Genomic DNA, 25,988 nt, shown 5'->3' with positions numbered 1-25,988 from the left:
AAAATCTTTTCAATGACGAGGTCCGAACGACGAGATACTGATAGGTGCGTCAACCGTGCCCGAAATGGAAACGGCTGAGTTCGAAACCGACCTCAGTCTCTTCAAATACGACAACCTCGAACAACTGCCCCCGGCCTACCGGGACCTCGAGGAGGACGAACGGACCGAGCGCATCGAGGCGGCGCTCGAAGAACTCGGAGACGACGTGGTCGTCCTCGGCCACAACTACCAGCGACGCGAAATCGTCGACCACGCCGACTTCGTCGGCGACTCCTACCAACTCTCCGTCGAAGCGGCCGAGAGCGACGCCGACTACGTCGTCTTCGGCGGCGTGACCTTCATGGCCGAGTCCGCCGACATCATCACGGACGACGACCAGAGTGTCATCCTCCCCTCGATGGAGGCGTCCTGCCCGATGGCGGGGATGGCCGAGGCGCTCCAGGTCGACGCCGCGTGGGCGGAGCTCACCGCCGCGACGGACGAGGACATCGTCCCCATCACGTACATGAACAGCTACGCCGACCTGAAGGCCTTCTGCGCCGAGCAGGGCGGGCTGGTCTGTACGTCCTCGAACGCCCACGACGCTTTCGAGTACGCCTTCGAGAAGGGCGAGAAGGTGCTGTTCCTCCCCGACAAGCACCTCGGCGAGAACACGGCCCACAGACTCGACATGGCCGACGAGACGGTCGAGTGGGACCCGTGGGAGCCCGAGGGGACCGACGCCGAGGAGGCCGTCGAGAACGACGTCATCCTCTGGGAGGGGTACTGTCAGGTCCACGAGCGGTTCCGCGAGGACCACGTCGAGGCGATTCGGACCGACGACCCCGACGCGAACGTCATCGTCCACCCCGAGTGCCGCCGCGAGGTCGTAGAGGCCGCCGATAAAGTCGGCTCGACGGCGACCATCTGCGAGACTGTCGCCGAGGCCGACCCCGGCGAGACGTGGGCCATCGGCACGGAGATTCACCTCACCAACCACCTCCAGCGGTGGCATCCCGAGGTGAACGTGATTCCGCTGTGTGGGGACGCCTGCATGGACTGCAACGCCATGCGCCAAATCGACCCCAACTACCTGACGTGGGTCTTGGAGGAACTGGTCGCGGGCCGCGAACGCAACGTCATCGAAGTCGCGCCCGAGGAGAAGGAACTGGCGCAGGTCGCACTCGACCGGATGCTGGAGATTTAGCTATGCCTGCACACGACACTTCCGAGGTCCTCGTCGTCGGGTCCGGAATCGCGGGACTGGCGGCAGCACTCGCGGCAGCGCGGAACGGGAGCGAGGTCACCCTCGCGACGAAGGCCACCCGCCCCGAGGGGGCCTCCTCGTGGTGGGCACAGGGGGGCATCGCCGTCTCCCGCGACGACCCGGAGCAGTTCAAACAGGACATCCTCGCGGCCAGCGACGACACCGCCGACCCCGACGCCGTCGACGTGTTGGTCGAGAACGCCAACGCGGCCGTCGAGGACGTGCTGTTCGACACGCTGGAAGTCGAATTCGACCGGAACGGGGACGGCCCCGACTACACCCGCGAGGCCGCCCACAGCGAGGACCGCATCCTCCACGTCGACGCGGCGACGGGCAAGCACATCCACGTCCCGTTCCTGAACTATCTGGACGCCCACGACGGCGTGGAGATTCTCGACGACACCGCCGCGCTGGAACTGATTCGCCACGAGGGCCGCGTCCACGGCGCGATGCTGGAAGCCGACGGCGAGGTCCGGCCCCACTACGCGGGCAGCGTCGTCCTCGCCACCGGCGGCATCGGCGAACTGTACCCGCGGACGACGAACCCCGACGACGCCACCGGCGACGGCATCGCGATGGCCGCGCTCGCCGGCGCCGACGTCGAGGACATGGAGTACGTGCAGTTCCACCCGACCGCTTGCGTCGTCGACGGCGACGATACTGCCGGAGCGGACGGGGCGGTCGCCTTCCTCGTCAGCGAGGCAGTACGGGGCGAGGGCGGCCTCCTCCGCAACGGCGACGGCGAGCGGTTCATGCCCGACTACCACGAGGCCGCCGAACTCGCGCCGCGGGACGTCGTGGCTCGCGCCGTGCAGACCGAACGCGAAGCGACTGGCGAGGTGACCCTAGACGTCGCACCCGTCGACTTCGCCGAGGAGTTCCCCGGTCTCGCCGAGCGATGCGACGACCACGGCGTCGACTGGGAATCCGGAATTCCCGTCGCGCCGGCCGAACACTTCCTCTGTGGCGGCGTTGCGGTCGACGAGTACGGCCGGACGACGCTCGATAGGTTGTACGCCGTCGGCGAGTGTTCCTGCACCGGCGTCCACGGCGCGAACCGCCTCGCGTCGACCTCCCTGCTCGAAGGGCTGGTGTGGGGCCTGCGCGCCGGCGGGGACGCCGCCGGGCGGGACCCAGAGCCAATCGAGGCACCGGACCTGCTGGACCGGGACCCCGACCTCCCGCCGAAGTTCGCCCGCGACAAGTTCCACCGCCTGCGCCGCGTGATGGACGAGCAGTTGGGGGTCGAACGCGACCCGGCGGACCTCCAGCGCGCGATGGCGGTCCTGCGCCGTCTGAAGGGCGAGGTGGACGCCTACGTCCGCACCCGGACCGCCCGCTCGCTGTACGAACTGCGCCACGCGAGCGTCACGGCGCTGCTGGTCGCGCGCCACGCCGCCGAGAACACGGAGAGCGTCGGAACTCACAACCTCGTGCGCGAGCAAGCCGGCCCGCCGGCCGACGACTGATGATTACGGACGCCGACGTGGACCGGTGGCTCCGCGAGGACGTGGGCCACCACGACGTCACGAACGACGTGCCGGGCGACACCGAAGGTCGGCTGGTCGCCAAGGAAGACGGCGTAACCGCCGGCCTCGACGCCGCGCGAGCGGTGTTCGAGTATTTGGGGTGCGAGGTGCGGAACACCTCGAAGCGAGGCGGTGGAACCGCCGAGCAGGTCGACGACGGTGCCGAGATAGCGGCCGGCGACGTGGTTCTCAGAGTCGAAGGGCCGGCCCGCGAGGTGTTGCGGGGCGAACGCGTCGCCGTCAACGTCGTCGGCCACGCCTCGGGCATCGCCACGAAGACGCGGGCCGCCGTGGACGAGGCGCGTGCCGTCGACGACGACGTGCGAATCGCGGGCACGCGCAAGACTACGCCCGGCCTGCGCGGCGTCGAGAAGCGCGCCGTCGCCGTCGGCGGCGGGGACACTCACCGTCTGGACCTCTCGCACATGGTGATGGTCAAGGACAACCACGTCGCGGAGATGGGGCTGGAGGGCGCTATCTCGCACTTCCGCGAGAGAGCGTCGTTCGCCACGCAACTCGACGTGGAAGTCGAGACGCCCGAGGACGCCCCGCGGGCGGTCGAAGCGGGCGCGGACATCGTCCTGCTGGACAACATGAGCGTGGCCGAGACAGAGCGAGCAGTGGACCTCGTGGCCGCGGCCGACGGCGAGGCGCTCACCGAGGCCAGCGGCGGCATCACCGTCGCGGACGTGGCCGACTACGCCGCGACGGGCGTCGACGTCGTCTCGATGGGCGCGCTGACCCACTCCGCGCCGACGCTGGACCTCTCCTTCCGGACCGGGTGAGCGGGACGTTTTTGTCCGTCACTGGCCGACGCTGTGGTGATGCCTGCCGACGTACGGTCCTGCGAGGACCACGGTTTCTTCGAAGGGGAGACCTGCCCGGACTGTGGCGACAGCGGTCGCGCCGTCCTCCGGGGCGACAGACGGCGGCAACTCTCGAAGTTCGTCTCGGGGGCGCTCAGACACTTCCCCGCGGACGCCGGCCTCGAACTCGACGCGGCGGGGTGGACGCCGTTCTCGGAACTCGTCGCCGCCGTCGAGTCGAAGTACGACTGGACCGACCGCGAGACGCTCGCGGCGGTGGTCGCCACGGACCCGAAAGGTCGGTTCGAACGCACCGGCGGTGACGGGGACGAGGACCGGATTCGCGCGGCGTACGGCCACTCCGTCGACGTCTCGCTGAAGGCAGGCGACGACCCGGTGCCGGCGACGCTGTACCACGGCACCGCGCCGCGGAACGTCGACGCCATCGAGCGCGAGGGACTGCGTCCGATGGGACGTCAGCAGGTCCACCTCTCTGCGAGCGTCGCCGACGCCCGCGAGGTCGGCCGTCGCCACGCCGACGACCCCGTGGTGTTCGCCGTCGACGCCGATGGGATGCGAACCGACGGCCACGAGGTGACGCGCCGCGGGAAAGCGACGCACACGACCGACGCCGTCCCGCCGCAGTACCTGACTCGTCGAGGGCGAGACTGACTGCCGAGTGCGGTGGCTCCCGTAGACCCACCCCGAATCGCTAACCGTGCGCGAAAATTCTCGGGCAGATTCGATGGACGACACTGGGGGCCGCGAGGGGACACCGCAGGGCTCCTCTCGACGATAGCCGGTGACGCAGTGGACACACGGCGGCCCGGTGGAAGTGGTCCCCCGCGACGCCGAGGCTCTCCGACGGGAGCGGGAGGCACTGGTCGAAGCCGTCGCCCCGCTGGGAATTCGCTACGAACTGTCGCGGGCCACCGAGAGACTGGAGAACTGTGCTACTCGACCAGCGGCGTGCCGGTCATCTCTTCGGGGCGGTCGATGCCCATCAGCGTCAGCATCGTCGGCGCGAGGTCGGCGAGGGTGCCGCCGTCGCGGGCCGTCTTCCCGTCTGCGGTGCCGTCCAGGGAAACGTAGACGAACGGGACCGGGTTGGTCGTGTGGGCGGTGTGGGGGTCGTCCTCGGTGCCCATGTCGTCGGCGTTTCCGTGGTCGGCACACACGAGGAGGTGCCCGCCCGCGGACTGGACGGCGTCGGCGAGTCGCCCCAGTTGCTCGTCGACGGCCTCGACGGCCTCGATTGCGGCCTCGTAGTCGCCCGTGTGGCCGACCATGTCCGGGTTCGCGTAGTTGAGCACCATCGCGCCGGGGTCCTCGCTCTCGATGACGTCGACGGCGGTGTCGGTGACCTCCGGGGCGCTCATCTCCGGCTGGAGGTCGTACGTGGGCACGTCGGGGCTCTCGACGATGTGGCGAATCTCGCCGTCGAACTCCACCTCGCGGCCGCCGTTGAGGAAGTAGGTGACGTGGGGGTACTTCTCGGACTCCGCGAGGCGCAACTGGGTCTGGCCGGCGTCGGCCAACACCTCGCCCAGCACGTTCTCCGGTTGGTTCGGCGGGAAGGCGACGGGCACGTCGAAGGTGGCGTCGTACTGGGTCATCGTCACCATCCGAATCTCGGGCGGTTCCGTGTCGCCACCCCAGTCCTCGGGTCGGATGTCGGCGAGCATCCGGGTGAGTTGGCGGGCGCGGTCCGAGCGGAAGTTGAAGAAGATAGCGGCGTCGCCGTCGGCCATGGCCGGGCCGTCCTCGACGAGCGTCGGTTCGACGAACTCGTCGGTCTCGCCGCGCTCGTAGGACTCGGTGACGGCGCCGACGGCCGTCTCGGCGGTGTGTTCGGCATCACGGGAGACGATGGCGTCGTAGGCCCGACGGGTCCGGTCCCAGTTCTGGTCGCGGTCCATCGCGTAGTAGCGACCGGAGACGGTGGCGACGTGGCCGGTGCCGTGTTCGTCGGCGTGGGCCTGCAGTTCGGCGAGGTAGTCCTCGCCGCCCGTCGGCGAGGTGTCGCGGCCGTCGGTGAAGACGTGGGTGACGGCGTCGGCGTCTCGCTCGCCCGCGAGTTCGACGAGCGCGTGGAGGTGGTCCTGATAGGAGTGGACGCCGCCGTCGGAGACCAGCCCCATGAAGTGGACGCGGCCGCCGTGTTCCTTGGCGTACTCGAACGCCGACAGTATCTGGGGATTCTCGAAGAACGCGGGGTCCCGCGCGTCGTCGTCCGGCGGACTCTCGCCGCGCGAGCGGGCGATGCTGTCGCTGACGCGAGCGGAGTCCTGCTTGACGACGCGACCGGCCCCGATGTTGAGGTGGCCCACCTCGGAGTTCCCCATCTGACCCTCGGGGAGACCGACGCGGCGGCCGTGCGTCTCCAGCGTCGAGTGTGCCCCTGCGTCCCAGTACCGGTCGAAGTTCGGCGTGTCGGCCGCGGCCACGGCGTCCCGGACGTCGTCGTCCGGATTGAGGCCCCAGCCGTCGAGGATGACGAGCCCGACTTGCATACCCGGAGGGTGGCGTGACCCGCCTAATAGCCCTTCGGTCGCTCGCGACGTCCCGGATTTCTGTACCTGCGGTAACATTTTGACGCCGGTGACCGAAGTTCAGACTAGATGACACGAACTGCCGAGCTGGCGTCGTTCAACAAGGCACTCAACGACCTGCTGACCGACGCGCCCGAGATAGAACAGTTCACCGGGTACATCGACGCCGCCGAGGGCGACGACGCACTGGACCACAAGACGAAAGAACTGATGTCGCTGGCAATCAGCGTCGTCGTCCACTGTGAGAACTGCGTCCTGTGGCACACCGACGCGGCCCTGAAGGCCGGCGCGACCCACGAGGAAGTCGTCGACGCGTTGAAAGTCGCCGTCGTGATGGGCGGCGGGCCAGCACTGACCTACGCCGTCGAGGCTCACGAGACGCTGGAGGCGCTGGCCGACGAGCGCGGCGAGTGAAACCCCCCGCAGGGGGCCGCCGTCCGGGGGTGCCGGGAACCCCGAGGTTAAGAGGCTGGCCCGTCACCGTACGCGCATGACACGGAACATCCTCTCGGACGGCCTCGCCGACAGCATCGTCACGACGGCGCGGACGGCGACGGGCGACTCGCTGCGGTCGGTCACGTACTTCACCCGGGCGAACTTCGAGCAGTTGTACCTGCGAGAGGACTTAGAACAGGACGCGGACCTGAACGACTTCGTCGGCCACGAGTGGCAGGGGTACAAGCAGACGAAGAACGCGTATCAGGACTCCGAACTGGGCGAGTACAAGTTCACCGTCCGGGCCTTCGAGAACGGCTACCTCCTGCGGGCGACCACCGACCGGCAGGGCGTCCTCATCACCACCGACGGCCTCTCGATGAGTTCCTACGAGGAGATAGCCGAGGCCATCGAGCGCCTCCTCCGCGAGGAGTCCGGCAAGGAGTAATCAGAGCAGGTTCGCCACCCAGTTGGCGGCGTTGAGCGCGACCAGCAACCCACCTTCTACCCGGGAGAGCGCGGCGTCGGTGTAGAACAGCACCGTCACGAGGACGACAGTCCCCATCAGCCACGCCGTCCCCTCGACGCCGACGGGCCTGACCGGAAGCGGGTGGACGACCGCGGCGAGTCCCAACACGCCGAGGACGTTGAAGATGCAACTCCCGACGAGGTTCCCCGCCGAGATGCCGGTCCGACCCTGCCTGGCCGCCGCCAGCGAGGTGACGAACTCCGGAAGGGAGGTCCCTGCGGCGACGACGGTGAGACCGACCACCCACTCGGAGACGCCCACCGCCTGCGCGATGTCGACGGCCGAGAGGACGAGGAGGTGCCCCCCGCCCACGACGAGGGCGAGGCCGACGACGAGACGGCCGGCGTCGGGCCAGTGGAACTGTTGGTCCCCGTCGGGGGCCGTCCGCTCGCTCCCCTTGCGGGCCAGAAAGAGGAGGTAGGCGACCAGTCCGGCGAACAGGAGCGCTCCCTCGACCCGGCCGAGACGGCCGTCCGTCACCATCCAGAGCAGGAGCGCCGTCGTCGCCACGAGCAACAGCGAGTCCCGTCGGACCAGCGCCCGGGAGGTGGCCAGCGCCCGCACGAGGGCGACGCCGCCGAGGACGAACCCGAGGTTGAGGACGTTCGACCCGACGACGTTGGCGACGGAGATGTCCGTCTGGCCCGCGAGGGCGGCGTCGAGCGTGACGGCGAACTCCGGGGCCGACGTGCCGAAGGCGACGACTGTGAGGCCGACGACGAGGCCGGGGACGCCGAGTCGGCGGGCGATGCGGGCCGCGCCCGTGACGAACTGGTCCGCGCCGAACCAGAGGGCGACGACGGCGACGCCGACGAACAGCGCGTCGAACAGGACCATCTAGTGCTGAGGAGGCGGCGAGGTGACTCTCGGGGTCGGTTCGGACGACATACCGTCGGCTACCGTCAGCACCCACCTAACCGTTGTGCCATCCGGAGTGCCGGGTCGAGTGACCGTCGCCGCCGACGGACAGACCGCCGCCGATGCCCCGACGGCGCAACCGCGCCAATCCACGGCCCCACCAGAGTTATGCTCCCGCCACCGAACCCACGCACATGACGCTGGACCCGGTACACGTCGAGGGCATCGCGAAACTCGCCGGGCAGGTGGGTGCGACCGTCGAGGCGAGCGACCAAGGGGCCGCCGCCGAGGAGGTGTGGGCGAACTTTCTGGACCCGCTCTACGACACGGACGGCCGCGAGATACTCGTCCCGCTCGGCGACCAGCGGCGTCGGAAGGTCCCCGTGGCCGACGTCGCGCTGGAGGACCCCCCGTTCCCGACACAGCACGGCCTCGACTCCGGGACCATCAACCCGACCACGTTCAAGAACGGCCTCGTCCTCGACGTGGCGCAGGCGGCGATGAGCGCGACCCCATCGGACGTGGACCTCCACCGCGGCCGGACCATCATCATGGCGGTCCACTCCAACGACACGACGCTGACCTTCGACGGCGAGTGGCGGGCCGACGACCGGGGGTACGCCCGCCGGCGGATACTCGACGCCCCGCAGGTCGACCGGTTCGAACAGCGCGTGGTCCACGCGCTGGCGCTGTACCTCGCCGAGAGCGAACACGCCCTGTTGAACGTCGACTCGGTGGAGGACCTGTTCGTGCTGGACGGCCCCATCTACCCGACCGGTCTCCTCCGCTGGGCCGACCGGGACTCGGAACTCGCGGAGGTGCTGGCCGAGGACGACCGACCGAAGACCGTCGTGGGCAACTACGTCGAACTGGTCGAACGGTTCGTACAGAAGGACGTGCCGCTCGTGGGGTTCGTCAAGAACTCCTCGCGAAAGCCCCTGACCCGGGTCGTCCGCAAGAAGACGAACGCCCCCTGGACCAGCGACAGCGCCTTCTTCCGACACATCTTGGAACGACAGGACGACGACGGGGAGCGCCGGACCGAGGCGCTCACCTGCACAAACTGGTTCCGCTCGCGGGGCGGCACGGACGCGGTGATGGCCACCGACGGGGACGCACTCGGCATCGAGCGGTCGTTGGACCCGGCGGCCTACGAGGTGACCTTCTTCGTGGTGTACGACCCCCGGACCGACCTCGTGTTCCGGGTCGAAGCACCCTACGCGTTCACGCACGACGAGGAGCGCCGCGAACGACTGACGCGACAGGTGCTCCACGACGTCGCCGCCGAACGCGGCCCGCCGATAGCCATCTCGAAGGCCGACGAACTCGCGAGCATCGACCGGCAGGGGAGCGAAGAACTGACACGGCGCATCGAGCGCGCCTTCGAGACGGACCGCGACTCGTCGTACAACGACCTCCGGTGGGGGGCCATCGAGGAGAAGTTCTGACCGCCTACGCCTCCTCTGCCCGGGTGACGGTCACCTCGACGTCGGCCTCGTCGACGCCGAGGCGGGCGAACTGCGTGCGAACGTGCTCTCTGGCCCCCGCGAGCGCCGCGTCCCGCGTCTCGAACCCGCGGGGCATCGGCGACTCGAAGGCGACCCGTAGCTCCCGGTCCCCGATAGTCTGGACCCGGCCGCCGCTCTCTACCTCGTAGAAGGCGTCACAGACCCACACGTAGGGCGCCCCTTCGTCCGGCGCACCCCTGTACGACGGCGGGTCCTCGCCCGGTTCGTACAGCGTCCCGGTCAGGCCGGTCCCACCGACGGTCCCACGAACGAGTAGCATAGGCGTGGCTACGTGCTCTGCGGGCAAAAGCCCCGCGCGTAGCGTCTCGACGGGTGACAGGAGAGGGGCCAGCGGTCACGGAACGCACCCCAGTCAGAGCCGACAGTCGACGACGACGGGGAGATGGTCCGAAGCGTAGTGGTCGTCGTCCCGGTCGGTGAGCGCCGCCCAACCGTCGACCGTCACGTCGTCGCTGACGAACACGTGGTCGATGCCCATGTCGGGGACGAGGTCGTGAAAGTCCGTCCGCGTCGTCGTGGGTCCATGTCGGTGTGGTGTGAGGTCGCGTGCGTCGACGAGGGTGCGTCCGTCGGGGAGGGTGTGCTCGTCCGCCTGTCGGTGGGCGGGGTCGCCGACGACGCAGTTGAAGTCCCCTCCGAGGACGACCGGGTCGCCGTCGGCGATGTCGTCGACCCGAGCGAGGACGAGGTCGATGCCGTTCACCCGCGCGTCCGCCCCCTTGTGGTCGAGGTGCGTGTTCACCGCGAGCAGTCGGCCGTCAGTCTCGTGGTCTCGGAGGCGTCCCCACGTCGCCACGCGGGGGTGGCGGGCGTCCCATCCGAGACTCCCGGGCGTCTCCGGGCTCTCCGACAGCCAGAACGTCTCGGTCGCCTCGCAGTCGAAGCGGGCGGTGCGGAAGCCGATGGCTGTGAACTCCCCGCCGGCCTCCACCGTGTCTCGCGGGTCGCCAATCCAGTCGTAGGCCGGCAGAAGCGTCTCCAACTCCCAAATCTGGTGCGTCTGGCCCTCCTGTATCCCGACGACGTCCGGGGCGTGATACCGAATCGTCCCCGCGACGAGACGCCGCCGGTGTGCCCAGTTGTCCAGTCCGTCCTCGGCGGCGTCGTATCGGACGTTGAACGACATCACCCGTACCGGTTCCATATGCCCCCCAAACCACCCACGGGCGTAAGGCTTCACTTCCGCCCCGCTGGGGAAAGGTGTTAGTCCCCGGCTACCGTGGATGCCGATATGTCTGACCTCGGGGATTTCACGGACTTCGACGGCGGGAGCGAGGGTGCGGACGACGCCGACGACTCGTCGGCCACGCCCCCCGCCGAGACCGTCGACGAGACGGCCGACGGGGGCGAGGAAGCGGCCGACGACGGGACAACTGCGCCGGCGTTCGAGTCGATGGAGACGGACCCGGTCCCGGCCGATAGCGGCCTCGGCGTGCTCTCGGCCGCCGACGGCCTCCGCATCAGCGAGGACACCGAGGAGTGTCACCTCCGCGCGTACGTCACCGCCGCCAACCGCTCTGCCGTCCGCATCGGGAAGTACCTCCTCGTCCCCTATCCCGACGGCGAGCGCCTGTTCTGCCGCATCTCGGCGCTGGAGTACGCACAGGAGTTCCGCGCCGACGACGCCACGGAGATTCACGCCCGCCGAGCGATGCGCCAGCAGGGCATCGACGAACAGGACTTCAAGTTCATGGCGGAACTGGACCCCGTGGCGGTGCTGTATCAGGACGGCGGCGAACTCAAGCGGCGGATGACCGACCGGGTGCCGAAACCCGAAACCGTCGTCCGGGAGGCCACCGACAAGTCAGAAATCAAGACCGGCCTGAAGATTCCCGAGGACGGCGTCTTTCTGGGCCACCTCTCCGTCGGCGGCGAGAAGGTCAGGACCAGCGCCGAACCGCCGACCATCGACTACCGCCTGAAAGACGACTACGAGGACGGCGACCCCCTCGTCTTCCGGCACACCCTCGTCGCCGGGGGCACGGGGTCCGGGAAGACCCACAGTTCGAAGAACGTCCTCCGGCAGTATCTGGGCCGCACGTACGAGATGACCGACGGGCGCTCGCCCGAACTCGCCGTCGTCCAGTTCGACCCGCAGGACGAGTACGCCCAGATGCACGACGACAACCCGAAACTTACCGACGAGTTCGCCCGTCGGTGCGAACGAGAGGGCGTCGCCTACGGCGGCTACGACGACACCATCGCGTTCGTCCCGAAAGTCGCGGGCACCGAGTACAACGCCAGCCACCACCGCGCCGAACAGGTGGAGTTCACGATTCCGTTCTCGCTCGTCTACGAGAACCCGTGGCTCATCGCCGGGTCCAGCCTCAACGACAACCAGTACGGGGCGCTGGTCAACACGTTCCTCCCGCGGTTCAAACGCGAATACGGGGAGAGCGGCACCTACGACCAGTTCCTCACCTTCTTAGACGACCCGGCGCTGAAGGAGGAACTCCACGAGGCCGGCGACGTCCACGAGGCCACCTTCGACGCCGTGAAGCGCCGGGTGCGTGGGTTCGGTGTCGTCTTCGACCAAGACGCCCGACCCATCACCGACCAGATTACCCAACTCGTCCGGGACGGCGGCCTCACGGTCATCCCCACCTACCACATCACCGACTCCCGAACCGCGTCGACCATCGTCCTCGCGGTGTCGAGCCTCCTCATCGACCAGAAACTCTCGAACGACCCCCGCTACGACCGCATCAAGGAGACGCCGCTGGTCCTCGGGATGGACGAGGCCCACAACTTCCTCACGGACGCCGACAGCGTGCAGGCCCGGAAGGTCATCGGGAAGTTCACCGAAGCGGCCAAACAGGGCCGGAAAGAACGGTTGGGCCTCTACCTCATCACGCAGGACCCACAGGACATCGCCGACCCCGTGTTCAAACAGATAAACACGACCATGGTGCTGAACCTCGGCGACGAGGACGCCATCAAGGCCGTGAACATCCCCAGCAATCTGGAGTCGAAGGTCCCCTACATGGAGAAGGGCCAACGCGTCGTCTACTCGCCGGACAACTCCGAACCCGTCGAACTCATCGGCCTCTCGACGTGCGTGACTCGTCACGGACGAGACTGACGTAACATATGCGTTTCGGCCGTCTGGGAGGGAAAAGACCCATGTGTGGCAGTCGAGTGGGTCCCAACCATGAGTAGCACCTTCGACCGCGGGACCCGGAACGTCGGGGCGACGGTCGACCGGAACATCAGCAAGATAATCGGGATGGGGACCGCGCTGGTCGCGGTCAACATCCTCGTGATGCTGGGGCTCTCCTACACGCCTATCGCGCCGCTCGGGGCGGCGCTGTTCTCCAGTTTCTTCGTCGGCATCGCCGTCTTCGCCGTCACCGTCGGTGGCGGGTTCTGGGTGGCGAACAAGGGCATCGAGCGCGGGAGCATGGGCCTCGCCGGGGCCGGCGTCCTCCTGATTCAGGGCGGGTACGGCCTGTTCGGCGCGGCGATACTGTACATCTACGGCAGCGGCCTCCGCGTACCAGCGCTGGGCATCACCACCGTAATCACCGGTGCCATCACTGCCGTCGTCGCCACCGTCGTCTTCAAGAGCGGCTACGACTTCTCGGGGTGGCAACGCTACGCCTTCGGGTGTTTCATCGGCGGACTGCTCGTCGGGGCCGCCGGCGTGTTCCTGAATCCGCTCCTCCTCGTGGTGGCGGGCCTCCTCTTTTTCCTCGGCTTTATCGTCGACCTGACCTACGAGATATGGGCCGTCCGCGAGAACCGCTACGCCAGCGACCTGCGCAACGCCGTCGGCATCTACGTCGCCGTCATGGGCGTGTTCGTCCACGTCCTCCAGTGGGTCCTGCGAATCCTCTCGATGCTCGACCAGTGAGGAAGCGGGACCGAGGCGGGTCGGCGTAGCCGCACCGAGTCCTCTCAGGAGCGGCGCTCGCTCGTGTCGGTCGTCTCTCAGTGCCGGTCGTCGGGGACGTCGGGGTCGACGCTCGCACGGGGGGTCGCGAACAACGGGACCACGAGCAACACAGCGAACGTGACGCCGAGTAGCCCGAGCGTGACGGCGACGTCAACGAGCGGTTCACTCGACATCGGGGGTATCGAACTCATGCGACGGGCGACACTCTAGATGTACTTGGACGACGCCGGGCATATCTTTTCTCCACGACGATAGTTGAACATAATTTACTTTTATGATAGTATGGCGGTAGCACCCTCGCCGTCGGCCGGTCTCGGACGTGCGACCATACCTTTAGGCGGGGCGGCCGCGACAGGTCTCGTATGCAGGTCGCCGTCCTCACACACGAATCGTTTCCCGACCGAGCCAAGACGGCCGTCGGGTTGCTCCGCTACGGTGACCACGAGGTGCGAGCGGTCGTCGACAGAGAGCACGCGGGTCAGCGAGTCCACGACCACCTCCCCGACGTACAGGACGCCCCCATCGTCGCCTCGATGGACGACGTGCCCGAGGTGGACGCACTCGTCATCGGCATCTCGCCCATCGGCGGCGCGTTCGACGAGTCGTGGCGGCCCGACGTGCGCGCGGCCCTCGAACGCGGCTGTGACGTCCTCTCGGGACTGCACGACTTCCTCGAAGACGACGCGGAGTTCGTCCGCCTCGCCGAGGAACACGGCGCCGAACTCCACGATTTGCGCAAGCCGCCGGACGACCTGACCGTCGCGGAGGGCACCGCCGGTGAGGTGGACGCCACCGTCGTCACTACCGTCGGCACCGACTGCTCGACGGGGAAGATGACCGCCTCCTTCGAGATACGCGACGCCGCCCGGGACCGAGGGTTAGACGCCGCCGTCGTCCCGACGGGACAGACCGGCGTCGCCATCACCGGATGGGGCATCGTCGTGGACCGCGTCATCGCCGACTACGCCGCCGGCGCGGTCGAACGGTTGGTCCAGACGCCCGAAGACGTAGACCTCCTCGTCGTCGAGGGGCAGGGGTCCCTCGTCCACCCCGCCTACTCCGGCGTCACGACGAGCATCCTCCACGGGTCCGCACCCGACGCGCTGGTGCTGTGCCACAACGCCGGACAGGAGGTCGTCCACGGCTACGAGTCCTTCAGCATCCCGCCGCTCCCCGAGTACCGGGACCTCTACGACCGGATGGCCGCGCCCGTCTCGGACGCGCGGGTCGTCGCCGGAATGTTGAACACGAGTGCGCTGGACGCGGCCGACGCGAGCGAGGCGGTAGACGAGTACGGCGACGCCCTCGGCCTGCCCGTCACCGACCCGGTTCGGGACGGCGTGCCCGACGAGATACTCGACGCCGTCCTATGAAGTGGCACGTCGAACGGTACGACCTGCCGCTCTCGACGCCCTTCGGCATCGCCCGGGGGACCAGCGAGACCAGCGGGACCGTGGTCCTCGAACTCACCCACGAGGGGACGACTGGCGTCGGCGCGGCCACGCCGTCGGAGTACTACGGAGAGACGCCGACCAGCGTCGCCGAGACGCTCGCCGACCTGTTGGCGACGGTCGATTCCGTGGGCGACCCGTACGCCGGACAACGAATCGAGCGTCGCCTCCACGAACAGGCACCACACCAGCCAGCGGCCCGGACGGCCGTCTCCATCGCGCTCGCGGACCTCGCCGCTCGCTCGCTCGAGACGCCGCTGTACCGCCAGTGGGGTCTGGACCCCGACCGGGTCCCGGCCACCACCTACACCGTCGGCATCGACTCGCCGGACCGGATGGCCGAGAAGGCGGCCGCCGCCGTCGACGCCGGGTTCTCGAAACTGAAGGTGAAACTGGGGAGCGACGCCGACCGGGTCCGCTTCGAGGCGGTGCGCGAGGCGGCCCCCGACGCCGACGTCCGGGTGGACGCGAACGCGGCGTGGGACCCCGAGGAGGCCGTCACCGCGGCGGGGTGGCTCGAAGCGGCGGGCGTGACGATGCTCGAACAACCCGTTCCCGCCGACGACGTCGAGGGACTGCGACGCGTCACCCGGTCGACGGCGATGCCGGTCTGTGCCGACGAGTCCTGCGTCACCGCGACGGACGTCCCGCGGGTCGCGGACGCCTGCGACGCCGTCAACGTGAAGCTCGTCAAGTGCGGCGGGGTGCGGGCCGCGATGCGCCTCGTCCACGCCGCCGACGCCCACCGCCTCGCCACGATGCTCGGGTGCATGGTCGAGTCCAACGCCTCCATCGGCGCGGCGGCCCACCTCGCGCCGCTGTTCGACTACGCTGACTTGGACGGGGCGCTCCTCCTCGACGCCGACCCCTACGAGGGCGTCCCGATGGACGGCGACACGTTCGACCTGCGGGCCGTCGACGCGGGGACCGGCGTTCGCCGGAATCCGGAGTTCGGGGACTCGCTCTGACCCGGGCGTGTGAACGACTCCCTCGAAAGCCGGGATTTACCCCTCGGGGCGACCAACGACGAGGCGTGCCCGAACACTGTGACAACTGCGGGACGGAACTCGACTCGTCGCAAGCCCGTCACCAGCGGTACATGGTCGAACACGTCTCCGAGGACGTCGCCACCCTCGAGGGCGCTCTCTGCTCGGACTGCTTCTACGAGTTCGAGGCGTGGCTCGACGCGGAGTGAAAAGGGACGAAAACCGTTTCTCTGCGTTTCAGGCGCTCTCCGCGGCCTCGACCAGTTCCTCGTAGTCGGGTTCGTTGGTCGGGTCGTCGGCGACCCAACTGTAGGCCACCTCGCCCTCGTCGTCGACGACGAACACGGCGCGGTTGGCGACGCCGTGGAGGCCGAGGTCACCGATGTCGATTTCGAGGCCGTAGGCCTGAATCGCCTCGCGACTCATGTCGCTGACCAGCGGGAACTCGAGGTCGTGTTCCTCCCGGAAGGCGTTGAGCGAGAACGCCGAATCGGCGCTCAGGCCGAGGACCGTCGCGCCCGCGTCCTCGAAGTCGTCGAGGTGGTTCTGGAGCGCGACCATCTCGTTGGAACACGGCGGCGTGAAAGCGCCCGGGAACGTGGCAAGCACGACCGGGCCGTCGCCGAGGTGGTCCGACAGTTCGAAGGCCTCGACCTCTCCGTTCGCAATCGTCGCCGAGACGTCCGGCGCGGAATCGCCTGTGGATACCATCGGCGCGGGGTAAGCGCTTGAGCCGAATAAATGGTGGCAAGCCGGGAACCACTGCCCGGTCCCCGGTTTGGTAACAGCTCACTTCCGCGCCGTCGCTCACAGCCACTCGGCGAACTCGTGGTGCTCGCGGCTGGCCTCGAAGTAGTCCCGTTGCATCTCCTCGATGGCGTCCTGTAGGTCGTACCCGTCGTCGAGGTAGCGTTCGACGCGGCCGATTTTCCACGAACTCGGCGTCTCGCCGGCCTCGTAGCGGCGCTCGATGGGGCCGAGGTACTCCTCGATGCGGTCCTCCGGTACGTCCTGTTCCGCGAGGCCGAGGCGAGCGTAGTGGAACACCTCGTCGAAGACGACCTCGGGGTCGGTGGTGCGCTCGCCGTGGCTCGTGACCCACGCGAGGTCCGCGTCCAGTCCGTCCTCGGCGGCGGCGTAGAAACTCCGGCGGGCCTCCTGCCACGGGAGTTCCGCCAGCGGGTGGTCGGCGGCGACCAGCCCCCTGATGAGGCCCACCGTCAGGACCTGTAGCCCTATCATGTCCGAGACGTGTGGCTGGGTCGGGAGCGGCCGGTACTCGATGCGGAGCGACCGCTCGCTCGCAGCGCCGTCCACCGGCGTCCCGCCGACGACACAGCGGAGCCACCGCCAGTAGGTGCCGCGCTTGTGGTCGAACTCCCAGAACTCGTCGGCGAAGCCGTTCCGGTCGTCGTCTTCCAGCCACTCCCGGAGGAACGGGGCGAACAGGTCGTCCTCGACCACCCGGTCGACCACGTCGGTCGCCGCGTCGATGTCCTCGGGTACTCGGACCTTCGGGTTCGCGCTGGTGTTGACCGACTGCTCGAAGGCCGCGATGCGGAGTTCGTGGTGCGTCTGCTCACAGAGCCACTCGCCGTCGACGCCCTCGTACATGTCCGCCGGGAGGAACGGTGAGTTCGCCGACAGCGCCAGTAGCGGACCGAGCGTCCGGATTGCGGCGTTGTAGTAGTCCGGGAACGACTCGCTGTCGGGTATCTGGAGGTGGGGCTGAATCGAGGTGGCCAGCGACTCGAAGAGGATGCTCGGGAACGCCCCGTCGTAGCCGGGCACGTCGAACGGTATCTCGCCGCCGGCGTGCCCCAAGACCTCGTTGTCCAGCGCGACGTACCGCGGGGCCTGCCGCATGTTCTCTGCGAGCACCACCCCGTCGCGCTTTTCGTGGGCCGAGAGGTAGGCTTCGCTCCCCTCCGCCGGCGGAATCGTCCACATCGCGTCGAGGACGAGTTCGCAGTGCTGGTTGCTGGCCTGCGAGCGGGCCTGCTTGGTCTGCATCTCGACGGCGGTGGTCTGAACCTCCAGACCCGTCTGGTCGAAACTGTTCGGTTCGGTGTTGACCTCGGCGTTGTGCAGGCCGAGTTCCTTGTTCGCCTCCCCCTCGAACACCACGTCCGGGAGGCGCGTGAGGCGGCCCTCCCACTCCTCGGGGTCCATCTGCGGTTCGTCGTCTGCCACGGCCTCGACGGCCGGTTCGCCCTCGTCTTCCGGCGTGGCCGGGTCGTCGTCGGCGAGGGGGCTGTCGGGGTCGATGTCCAGCGACGGTCCCTCTCCGGGCCCGAACTGGTCGTCGCCTTCGCCGTCGTCGCTGTCGTCTCCGTCGTCCCCCGCGTCTTCGGGCGCCAACGGGTCGTCTTCCGCCGGGTCGAGCGACGCCCCGCCCTCGGGTTCGAGCGACGCGCCGCCGCCGTCGTCTGGTTCGGCCGGCGCGTCCAGCGACCCGTCCCACGCGTTCCCGCCGCCGCCCGAGAGGTCCGCGTCGAGGTCGCTCTCGTCGAGTTCCTCGTCGTCCCCCTCCGGTTCCGGCGGTTCCGGGACGCTTTCGATGGCGTACACCTCGATTTCGATGCCGACCGAGAACGACTCGTTGTCGAACTCCCCGGACCGGATGGCGGTCCGTAGCTGTGCCGCCTGTTCGTCGACCCGGTCGGCGAACTCCGCGTAGGTATCGTCAGCCAGCGAACGGCGCACCAGGTCGACGATGTCGTCCATGTGGAGAACTGTGGCGGTTCTTCCCTTATAACTACCCCGTCAGCGGCGAGCGCTACGCCCCGACGAGGGCATCGCAATGGGGGGCATCGCAATGGGGGGCATCTCGCGTTGCTCGCGGCTCCCGATAGTCGCCGGTCCGCTTCGAGGGCCGCTCACTTCGCTCGCGCCCCTCGCTACTACTCGCGGGTCGTTCCTCCCCGCTCGTGACTCCGAGGGCCGACTCCCTCACTCTCGTTCGGTCGTCGCCCCTCGCTACTACTCGAACAGGTCCTCGTGCCGCGCGGCGAGGTTGGCGTAGTCCCCCGAAGAGAACGCCTCGAACACCTCGTCCGGGTCGATGGTCGTCTCCGAGAGCGGGGTCACCTGCGCGGGGCTCCCGCGGACGAACGACTCCGCGGGCACCTCGTAGCCCGGCGGGACGACGGTGCCCATGGCCACGATGGACCCCTTGCCGATGACGGCGTCGCTGACGGTGGAGTTGAACCCGACCAGCGCGCCGTCGCGGGCCTCGGCGTCGTTGAGGACGGCCCCGTGGCCGACCATCACCTTCTCGCCGACCGTCGACGCGTGGAGGATGGCTCCGTCGCCGATAGCTGATTCCCGGCCCACTTCGACCGGCGCGACGTCCCCCCGGAGCACGCACCCCGGCCAGACGTTCGCGTTCGGCCCGACGGTCACGTCGCCGACCAGCGTCGCCTCCCGACTGACGTGTGCATACCCGTGGATGTCGGGGGTCGCCCCCTCGAACTCGTACTCGCGGCTGTCCATATCGACACAGCGTGTGGGTAATCCGAAAAGATACCGGTCGGGAGGTGGCTCAGGTCCGGTCCACGGCGTCGTCGAAGAGGGGTTTCAGTCGGCTTATCGTCTGGTCGTCGTGGGCCGCCGGGTCGACGTGGAAGTGCCCGACTGCGTCGACTTCCCGCAACTGCCCGGCGAACATGTGGAGGAACTTGAACGCCGCCTGCACGTCGACGAACTGGAGCAGTTCCGTCATCGAGTCGAAACACGCCACCAGTTGGGAGTCGCCGTCGTGGTCGGTGAGGTAGTTGTTCAGGCGCATCCCCAGCCCCGTCGGGTCGTTCGGGTTGGCCGTCGTGACGAAGACGCTGTCGGGGACGTCAACCCCCTCGGCGTCGTGGAGTCCGGCCTGATTCCCGACGGCCACGATGCCCATGCGTGCGGGCAACTCCCCGTGGTGGTCGCGCCAGTCGGCGACGAGTTCCGTCGGCGACGACGAGTAGGTCACCTGCAACACGTCGAGTTCCGCCGGCGGCGCGGGTCCCAGCAGGTCGAGACACGTCTCGCGCTTCTCGGCGCTCAGAGACGGGGCCGAGACGAGGACGTTCGTACCCGGGCGGACGCCCGTCCCGTCCATCTACTGGACCCCCCCGTCGAGCGTCGCTGTCGTCTCGCCGGCCCCCGGCGGTCGCTGGACCCGCATGTACGGTTCGTCCTCGACGTACTCGACGAGTCGCGTCGACCCCATGTAGCCGCTCGGGGACTTCTGGAGTTCGAGGTACTGGAGGCCGTTGTCGGTTAGCCACGTCTTCAGCGTCTGCCACGCGCCGTTCTCGTAGAAGGCCGCGAGTTCGTCGTCAAGCGTCGCCGGGTTGAACAGGTACATCGAAGTGTCGTCCTCGCGGTAGAGGTTCTCCTCCTCCCAGAACCGTATCTGTCTGAGTCCGTCGTCGTCGAGCACCGGCAATTGCGCCTCGACGTTGAGGACGGTGAACATCGGTTGGTCGCCGCGCCTGTCGTCGATAGTCCGGAACACCGAGGCAGGGTCGTCCGCGTCGTGTTCCTGCGGCTTGAAGACGTTGCGCTTGGTGTTCTCCCAGATGTTGGCGAAGTCGATGAGGAACAACTGGTCGTCGGCCAGCAACTCGTCCATGTCGCCGATTCGCTCGTCGATGATGCTGCGCAGGCGCTTCGGCGGGAGTTCGACCGGCGGGACGATGGAGATAGCCATGTCGTTGTCGTGGGCCTGCGCGAGCAGATTCGTCAGGATGGAGTGGGGACTCGCCTGTCCGTCGTGCTCCAGTAAGAGCGTCCCACCGCGGACGATGCCGCCGCCCATGAGGTGGTCGAGTCCGGGGATGCCCGTGGACATGTGGTCCCCGGGGACGAACTCGCCGGGGTGTGTCCGGAGTCGCGGCGAGACGCGGATACCCTCGCGGGTGAACGACACCTCGTGGACGCGCGTGTCGTGGTCGACGCCGCGCATCTTCACGACTTCCATGAAGCGGTGATAGTCGCCCCCGACGTTCTCACGCCAGAGGCGGAGGACGCCGTGGGTGTTGAACTGGACGGCGTCGCTCGCGGCCACCGTCTTGACGTCGTCCCGCAGGAGGTCCGGTTGGGACTCCTCTGCCGTGAACAGCGCCGTCGCGTCGAACTCCTCGTTGAGCAGTCGGATGAAATCGAGGAGCGTCCGGCGGAAGACGTCCTGATTCTCGCCGATAGCCGAGAGGCCGGAGACGGAGTCCAAGACGACCCGGTCGGCGGGCGCGAACTGTTCGAGGTAGCGCGTGACGTACTTCGTCTCGAAGGGGGCCGAGTAGTCTCCACCGAGCATCTGTCCCCCCTCCAGCGTCTCCAGCGTGAGTTCCCGCTCGTCCCCGCTCTCGACGGTCTGGCCGGGCGTCGCGTGGACGGACGTGACCGAAAGGTTGTCGTCGCTCAGGTCGAACGCGAAGTCCTCGAAGGCGTCCGATAGCTCGTCGAACGTCTGTTCCGTACTGATGTATAGACACTCCTCGCCTCGTTCGAGTCCCTCCTGAAGGAACTGCATGGCGAGCGTGGACTTCCCCGTCCCGGGGCCGCCGGTGACCAGTACCGTCCGCCCCTCGGGGAGGCCGCCGTCTAAGATGCTGTCGAGCGTCTCGCTCCCGGTGGGTACCGACATGTGATACGACCCGCAGTTGGACACCGCGTAATAAATGCGTAGTGCCAAACTATCAGGACTGAGATTGGCCTCACTCGATGTGGACGACGAGGACCGGCACCGGCGAACTCTCGACGACGCGTTCGGTGACGCTCCCGAGGTTGGCGACCCGGTCCCGGCCGGTCCGGCCGTGAGTGCCCATCACGACGAGGTCGATGTCCTCGTCGTCGGCGTACTGGGTGATGACCTTGTGTGGGATGCCCTCCTCCATCCGGGTGACGGTGTCGAGGCCCGCCTCCTCGCCGCCGACGGTGATGTCGTCGAGTGCGACCTCGCCCTCCTCGCGGAGGGACTCGCGCACGTCGTCCTGCGTGTCTTTGTCGGCCGCGAGGTAGAGGCGTCGGTCGACGACGTAGAGGCCGTGCAACACCGCGTCGTTGTCGCGGGCGATAGAGACGGCGTGAGCGAGCGTCTCGGTCGTCCCCGAACTGCCGTCCGTCGCGACAAGTACGTTGTCGTACATCGGCACGGCGGTACTGCGTCCCGACGGTACATAGTACTCCCTGTTGGCACGCCGCACGACGGTCCTCCGAGCGGAGCGTCGCCACCCATCGTACCCCGGGTTACCACTGTTCACTCAGCCGGTAGTCCGACCATTAGTTGTCAACTACAATACTTTTGTCAGACGGGCCCATGTGTGCTACCGTCATGCAAGGGAGCGACTTGCCGGCGGACCGGAGTGCGGAACTGTACGTTCGGTCGCTGCTGCCGGACGGCTACCGCGAGGCACAGAACGCCGTCCTCGAACGCGTGGCTGGACTGGTCGAAGGCGGGACGCTCACCGACCGGACGGTCCACGTCTGGGGAGCGCAGATTCCGGCGACCCCCGAGGCGGCGACGACGGCCGCCGGCGAGTACGCCCTCGGCCGAGTCACTATCTTCCAGGAGTGGGCGTCGGAGAACGACTGTTCGCTGGCACCGGCGTTCGAGGTCCGCGGCGTCGAGAACACCATGGCCGACGACCACTACCGCGCCATCCGGGTCCCCGCCGTCCTCCTCGTCGAGTACCACGACGGCGCCCCCGTCTGCGTCACGCCACACGCCGCCGACGGCGAGGTGACGACAGTCTCGGACCGTCTCGCGGCCCTCGAACAGGGTGAGTTCACCCGGTTCGACCCACCGGAGCGAGCGGCCGATGCCGAGCGACCGGCGCGCCCAGACCTGCCCCGCCCGACACGCGAGGAGCGCCATCGAGTGCGCGAGGAGGAAACGGAGGGCCCCGAAATCCTGCCGACCGAGTGAGAGCGTCCGCGTCTCAATACACTTATCCCCGGCGGCTATCGTATCCACGGGTATGAGTACGGTCACGGTCACGCTGCCGGACGGGTCCACGTTAGAGATGGACGCCGGCAGTACGGTCGAAGACGTCGCCTACGAAATCGGACCGGGACTCGGTACGGACACCGTCGCGGGCGTCGTTGACGGCGAGTTGGTCGACAAGCACACGCCCATCGAGACGGACGTCGAACTGGTCATCGTCACACCGAGCAGCGACGAGTACGTCGACGTGCTACGGCACTCCGCCGCCCACGTCTTCGCACAGGCGCTCCAGCGCGAGTTCCCCGAGGCGACACTGACCATCGGACCGTGGACCGACGACGGGTTCTACTACGACGTCACCGGCGTCGACTTGGACGAGGACGACCTCGAGGACATCGAGGCCGAAGCCGAGGCCATCATCGAGGCGGACTACGACATCGAACGCGAACTCGTCGACCGCGAGGAGGCCTTCGAGCGCTACGAGGACAACCCGTTCAAGCAGGACATCTTGGAGACCGAGGCCGCAGACGAGGACCCGGTCTCCTTCTACAGACAGGACGAGTTCTACGACCTCTGTCAGGGCCCCCACGTCGAGTCGACCGGCGAAATCGGCGGGTTCGCACTGCTGGAAATCTCGGCGGCCTTCTGGCGCGGCGACGAGAGCAACGAGACGCTCACCCGCGTCTACGGCACCGCCTTCCCCACGCAGGACGAACTCGACGAGTTCCTCGAACGCCGCCGGAAGGCCGAGGAGCGGGACCACCGCAAAATCGGACAGGAGATGGACCTGTTCTCCATCGACGACACCACGGGGCCGGGCCTCCCCCTGTACGAACCCAACGGCAAGAAGATTCTCAACGAACTCTCCGACTACGTCGCCGAACTCAACCGGGACGCCGGATACGACGAGATAGAGACGCCCCACGTCTTCCGCACGGAACTGTGGAAGAAGTCCGGCCACTACGAGAACTACGTCGACGACATGTTCTTGCTGGAGGTCAACGACGAGGAGTACGGCCTCAAGCCGATGAACTGTCCGGGCCACGCGACCATCTTCGACCAGAAGTCGTGGTCCTACCGTGACCTCCCCGTCCGCTACTTCGAGGACGGGAAGGTGTACCGCAAGGAACAGCGCGGCGAACTGTCGGGGCTCTCGCGGACGTGGGCCTTCACCATCGACGATGGCCACCTGTTCGTCCGCCCCGACCAGATAGAACAGGAGGTGCTGGCGACGGTAGACATCATCCTCGACACGCTGGACACGTTCAACCTCGACTACACCGTCCAGTTCGCCACCCGCCCCGAGAAGTCCGTCGGCGGCGACGAGATATGGGAGAAGGCCGAGAACCAACTCGCCTCGGTCCTCGACGAGCAGGACATCAACTACGTGGTCGAAGAGGGCGACGGGGCCTTCTACGGACCGAAGATAGACTTCGCCTTCGAGGACGCGCTGGGCCGGAACTGGGACGGTCCGACGGTCCAACTCGACTTCAACATGCCCGAGCGGTTCGACCTGACCTACACGGGCGAGGACAACGAGGACCACCGCCCGGTGATGATTCACCGCGCGCTGTACGGCAGTTACGAGCGGTTCTTCATGGTGCTGACCGAGCACTACAACGGGAAGTTCCCACCGTGGCTGGCACCGGAGCAGGTCCGCATCCTCCCCGTCTCCGACGACAACATCCCCTACTGCGAGGAGTTGCAGGACGAGTTGGGCGAGTTCCGCGTCGAAATCGAGGACCGCTCGTGGACCGTCGGCCGAAAGATTCAGCAGGCCCACGACGACCGGGTGCCGTACATGCTCATCATCGGTGACGACGAGGAGGACGCCGGCACCATCTCCGTCCGGGACCGGAAGGAACGCGAGGAGAAGGACATCGACCTCGCGGAGTTCCGCGACCACCTCGAAACGGAAGTCGACCAACAGCGGACTGCCGTCACGTTCCTCGCCGGACGGTAACCGGCTACTCGCCAGCCTCCGTCCGGTCCGACTGGGTAAGGGCGGTCGCTTTTCCGTCTGGCCGGCGAGAGTCTCGACATGACCGACTCCGACCGGACCCAGCCCAGCGACACGATGCGGGAGCGGGCTGACGACTCCACGTGGTTCCTCTGGGTGTTGTTGGACGCTGACAGGAAGTTCGTCGCCGCGCTGTTCTCGGCCGGCCTGTTCATGGCCATCATGGTCGTCGGCGTCCTCCACCCCACGCCTGGCCAGAAGTTGCTGACCCGTGGCGACCCTATCGAGACGCTGTATCAGGCGCTCATCACCGGGACCATCACCGGGGTCACGCTGGTCCTGACGCTGAGCCAACTCGTGCTCTCGCAGGAACTGGGTGCCGTCGGCGACCAGCGGGACCGGATGGCCGGCGCCATGTCGTTCCGGTCGGACGTGGCCGACACCGTCGGTGCCGGCGTCAGTCCCGCCGAACCCTCGGCGTTCCTCCGTTCGCTCGTCCGCGCCACGAAGGAGCACGCACAAGAGGTCCAAGAGGCCGTCGACACCGACGACATCGACGACGACCTGAACGACCTTCTCTCTGCGTATCTGGACTCCATCGTGGGGAACGCCGACACCGTCACGGACCAACTCGAAGGCGCGAACTTCGGCGAGTTCGACGTCGTGAAGGCCGCGCTGAACTACAACTACTCGTGGAAACTGTACGCCGGCCGGCGAATCAGACAGCAGTACGCCGACGAACTCTCGGAGGACATCCTCGACCGACTGGAGACGCTCGTCGACACGCTCGAACTGTTCGGCCCCGCCCGCGAGCACTTCAAGACGCTGTACTTCCAGTGGGAGCTGTCGAACCTCTCGCGGGCCCTGCTGTACGTCGCCGTCCCCGCACTCGCCGTCGCCATCACCTCGCAAGTCTTCTTCGACGCGCGGGACTTCACGAACCTCACGCTCGGCGTCGCGGACTCGCTGTGGATACTGGCGACGACGACGACCCTCTCGCTGCTCCCGTTCACGCTGTTGCTCGCGTACATCCTCCGCATCGTCACCGTCACCAAGCGGACCCTCTCTATCGGGCCGTTCATCCTCCGCGACACGGACCGGTCCGTGGACGTGAGTTGGGACTGAGTGAACTGAAGGCCCCACGAGGGACGAAAAGCGGCAGTTCTGCGAAAGCGGCGAGGTTCGACCCATTCCGAGGCCGAGTGGAGTCGACGGCCTCCGCTCCCGCGAGGGGTCGGGGTTCGCCACCGCAATTTATCACTTCCCCGAGCGTTCTAC

General features: G+C 67.7%; 26 protein-coding genes. 15 read left to right on the top strand and 11 right to left on the bottom strand.

The genetic code is table 11. The features are described 5' to 3' along the window. The first annotated feature begins 64 nt into the window (after positions 1 to 64). Genes nadA through Hhyl6_RS12685 form a run of 4 tightly spaced genes read left to right on the top strand, consistent with a single transcriptional unit; the run spans position 65 to position 4,253 of the window. Positions 65 to 1,186, top strand: coding sequence for a quinolinate synthase NadA (gene nadA / locus Hhyl6_RS12700; RefSeq protein WP_483739558.1), 1,122 nt, complete (start codon positions 65 to 67; stop codon positions 1,184 to 1,186). A gap of 2 nt (positions 1,187 to 1,188) precedes the next feature. Continuing rightward, positions 1,189 to 2,715 (top strand): L-aspartate oxidase, encoded by a 1,527-nt coding sequence (locus tag Hhyl6_RS12695; protein ID WP_483739557.1) that lies wholly within the window; start codon positions 1,189 to 1,191, stop codon positions 2,713 to 2,715. Continuing rightward, positions 2,715 to 3,560 carry a carboxylating nicotinate-nucleotide diphosphorylase gene (nadC, locus tag Hhyl6_RS12690; RefSeq protein ID WP_483739556.1) on the top strand — a complete coding sequence of 282 codons (846 nt, stop codon included), beginning with the start codon at positions 2,715 to 2,717 and terminating at the stop codon, positions 3,558 to 3,560. Before Hhyl6_RS12695 ends, nadC begins: the two co-directional genes overlap by 1 nt. A 39-nt stretch (positions 3,561 to 3,599) precedes the next feature. Beyond that, entirely contained in the window at positions 3,600 to 4,253 is a 654-nt protein-coding gene (locus Hhyl6_RS12685; RefSeq protein ID WP_483739555.1) for an RNA 2'-phosphotransferase, read from the top strand. Between the two features lie 281 nt (positions 4,254 to 4,534). Here Hhyl6_RS12685 and gpmI read toward each other — a convergent pair whose 3' ends face one another. Further along, a complete protein-coding gene (gene gpmI / locus Hhyl6_RS12680) occupies positions 4,535 to 6,094 on the bottom strand; it encodes a 2,3-bisphosphoglycerate-independent phosphoglycerate mutase (protein WP_483739554.1) in 1,560 nt (519 codons plus the stop codon). Between the two features lie 108 nt (positions 6,095 to 6,202). Between gpmI and Hhyl6_RS12675 the strand changes: the two genes are divergently transcribed. Further along, positions 6,203 to 6,547: a carboxymuconolactone decarboxylase family protein gene (locus Hhyl6_RS12675; protein WP_483739553.1), complete on the top strand. Its 345-nt coding sequence runs from the start codon at positions 6,203 to 6,205 to the stop codon at positions 6,545 to 6,547. Positions 6,548 to 6,623: 76 nt separating this feature from the next. Beyond that, positions 6,624 to 7,016: a DUF7522 family protein gene (locus Hhyl6_RS12670; RefSeq protein WP_483739552.1), complete on the top strand. Its 393-nt coding sequence runs from the start codon at positions 6,624 to 6,626 to the stop codon at positions 7,014 to 7,016. On the opposite strand, the gene Hhyl6_RS12665 is transcribed toward Hhyl6_RS12670, so the two are convergent. Further along, complete coding sequence (locus Hhyl6_RS12665; protein WP_483739551.1) at positions 7,017 to 7,934, bottom strand: calcium/sodium antiporter; 918 nt, start codon at positions 7,932 to 7,934, stop codon at positions 7,017 to 7,019. A gap of 215 nt (positions 7,935 to 8,149) precedes the next feature. On the opposite strand from Hhyl6_RS12665, the gene Hhyl6_RS12660 reads away from it, so the two are divergent. Beyond that, positions 8,150 to 9,403, top strand: coding sequence for a DNA double-strand break repair nuclease NurA (locus Hhyl6_RS12660; RefSeq protein ID WP_483739550.1), 1,254 nt, complete (start codon positions 8,150 to 8,152; stop codon positions 9,401 to 9,403). A gap of 4 nt (positions 9,404 to 9,407) precedes the next feature. Here the strand turns inward: Hhyl6_RS12660 and Hhyl6_RS12655 are convergent, their stop codons facing one another. Further along, positions 9,408 to 9,743 carry a DUF7113 family protein gene (locus tag Hhyl6_RS12655; protein WP_483739549.1) on the bottom strand — a complete coding sequence of 112 codons (336 nt, stop codon included), beginning with the start codon at positions 9,741 to 9,743 and terminating at the stop codon, positions 9,408 to 9,410. Between the two features lie 93 nt (positions 9,744 to 9,836). After that, positions 9,837 to 10,628, bottom strand: coding sequence for an endonuclease/exonuclease/phosphatase family protein (locus tag Hhyl6_RS12650; protein ID WP_483739548.1), 792 nt, complete (start codon positions 10,626 to 10,628; stop codon positions 9,837 to 9,839). 87 nt (positions 10,629 to 10,715) lie between these two features. Here Hhyl6_RS12650 and Hhyl6_RS12645 point away from each other — a divergent pair, with 87 nt between their 5' ends. Together Hhyl6_RS12645 and Hhyl6_RS12640 are read left to right on the top strand one after the other, a co-directional pair. Then, the gene (locus tag Hhyl6_RS12645; protein WP_483739547.1) at positions 10,716 to 12,566 is read left to right on the top strand and encodes an ATP-binding protein; all 1,851 of its coding nucleotides are present in this window, start codon (positions 10,716 to 10,718) and stop codon (positions 12,564 to 12,566) included. A gap of 69 nt (positions 12,567 to 12,635) precedes the next feature. Further along, complete coding sequence (locus Hhyl6_RS12640; protein WP_483739546.1) at positions 12,636 to 13,337, top strand: Bax inhibitor-1 family protein; 702 nt, start codon at positions 12,636 to 12,638, stop codon at positions 13,335 to 13,337. A 77-nt stretch (positions 13,338 to 13,414) separates the two neighbouring features. Here Hhyl6_RS12640 and Hhyl6_RS12635 read toward each other — a convergent pair whose 3' ends face one another. Continuing rightward, a complete protein-coding gene (locus Hhyl6_RS12635) occupies positions 13,415 to 13,570 on the bottom strand; it encodes a hypothetical protein (protein ID WP_483739545.1) in 156 nt (51 codons plus the stop codon). A gap of 171 nt (positions 13,571 to 13,741) precedes the next feature. Here Hhyl6_RS12635 and Hhyl6_RS12630 point away from each other — a divergent pair, with 171 nt between their 5' ends. From Hhyl6_RS12630 to Hhyl6_RS12620, 3 genes are all read left to right on the top strand, one after another. Then, positions 13,742 to 14,752: an N-acetyltransferase DgcN family protein gene (locus Hhyl6_RS12630; RefSeq protein ID WP_483739544.1), complete on the top strand. Its 1,011-nt coding sequence runs from the start codon at positions 13,742 to 13,744 to the stop codon at positions 14,750 to 14,752. Beyond that, on the top strand, positions 14,749 to 15,798 hold the full coding sequence (locus Hhyl6_RS12625) for a dipeptide epimerase (protein WP_483739543.1): 1,050 nt from the start codon (positions 14,749 to 14,751) through the stop codon (positions 15,796 to 15,798). The genes Hhyl6_RS12630 and Hhyl6_RS12625 overlap by 4 nt, the downstream gene beginning before the upstream one ends. Before the next feature lie 65 nt (positions 15,799 to 15,863). Next, positions 15,864 to 16,025 carry a hypothetical protein gene (locus Hhyl6_RS12620; protein ID WP_483739542.1) on the top strand — a complete coding sequence of 54 codons (162 nt, stop codon included), beginning with the start codon at positions 15,864 to 15,866 and terminating at the stop codon, positions 16,023 to 16,025. Between the two features lie 28 nt (positions 16,026 to 16,053). Here Hhyl6_RS12620 and Hhyl6_RS12615 read toward each other — a convergent pair whose 3' ends face one another. From Hhyl6_RS12615 to Hhyl6_RS12590, 6 genes are all read right to left on the bottom strand, one after another. Beyond that, complete coding sequence (locus Hhyl6_RS12615) at positions 16,054 to 16,527, bottom strand: redoxin domain-containing protein (RefSeq protein WP_483739541.1); 474 nt, start codon at positions 16,525 to 16,527, stop codon at positions 16,054 to 16,056. 96 nt (positions 16,528 to 16,623) lie between these two features. Continuing rightward, positions 16,624 to 18,543, bottom strand: coding sequence for a glutamate-cysteine ligase family protein (locus Hhyl6_RS12610; protein ID WP_483739540.1), 1,920 nt, complete (start codon positions 18,541 to 18,543; stop codon positions 16,624 to 16,626). 255 nt (positions 18,544 to 18,798) lie between these two features. Further along, positions 18,799 to 19,311: a gamma carbonic anhydrase family protein gene (locus Hhyl6_RS12605; protein WP_483739539.1), complete on the bottom strand. Its 513-nt coding sequence runs from the start codon at positions 19,309 to 19,311 to the stop codon at positions 18,799 to 18,801. 49 nt (positions 19,312 to 19,360) lie between these two features. Beyond that, positions 19,361 to 19,921: a DUF7504 family protein gene (locus Hhyl6_RS12600; protein WP_483739538.1), complete on the bottom strand. Its 561-nt coding sequence runs from the start codon at positions 19,919 to 19,921 to the stop codon at positions 19,361 to 19,363. Further along, entirely contained in the window at positions 19,922 to 21,451 is a 1,530-nt protein-coding gene (locus Hhyl6_RS12595; protein ID WP_483739537.1) for an RAD55 family ATPase, read from the bottom strand. It lies immediately after the preceding gene. Between the two features lie 70 nt (positions 21,452 to 21,521). After that, positions 21,522 to 21,953 (bottom strand): universal stress protein, encoded by a 432-nt coding sequence (locus Hhyl6_RS12590; protein WP_483739536.1) that lies wholly within the window; start codon positions 21,951 to 21,953, stop codon positions 21,522 to 21,524. A 185-nt stretch (positions 21,954 to 22,138) separates the two neighbouring features. Between Hhyl6_RS12590 and Hhyl6_RS12585 the strand changes: the two genes are divergently transcribed. The 3 genes from Hhyl6_RS12585 (at position 22,139) to Hhyl6_RS12575 (ending at position 25,835) form a co-directional block, all read left to right on the top strand. Further along, positions 22,139 to 22,732: an HTH domain-containing protein gene (locus Hhyl6_RS12585; RefSeq protein ID WP_483739535.1), complete on the top strand. Its 594-nt coding sequence runs from the start codon at positions 22,139 to 22,141 to the stop codon at positions 22,730 to 22,732. Between the two features lie 52 nt (positions 22,733 to 22,784). Next, positions 22,785 to 24,713, top strand: a complete 1,929-nt coding sequence (gene thrS, locus Hhyl6_RS12580; RefSeq protein ID WP_483739534.1) for a threonine--tRNA ligase — start codon at positions 22,785 to 22,787, stop codon at positions 24,711 to 24,713. 78 nt (positions 24,714 to 24,791) lie between these two features. After that, positions 24,792 to 25,835 (top strand): DUF7972 family membrane protein, encoded by a 1,044-nt coding sequence (locus tag Hhyl6_RS12575; protein ID WP_483739533.1) that lies wholly within the window; start codon positions 24,792 to 24,794, stop codon positions 25,833 to 25,835. Positions 25,836 to 25,988: the final 153 nt, after the last annotated feature.

It is taken from the genome of Haloarcula sp. H-hyl6, assembly GCF_056934455.1.
Note: the sequence above shows the minus strand (reverse complement) of the source record. Positions and strands in the feature narration are given on the sequence as shown.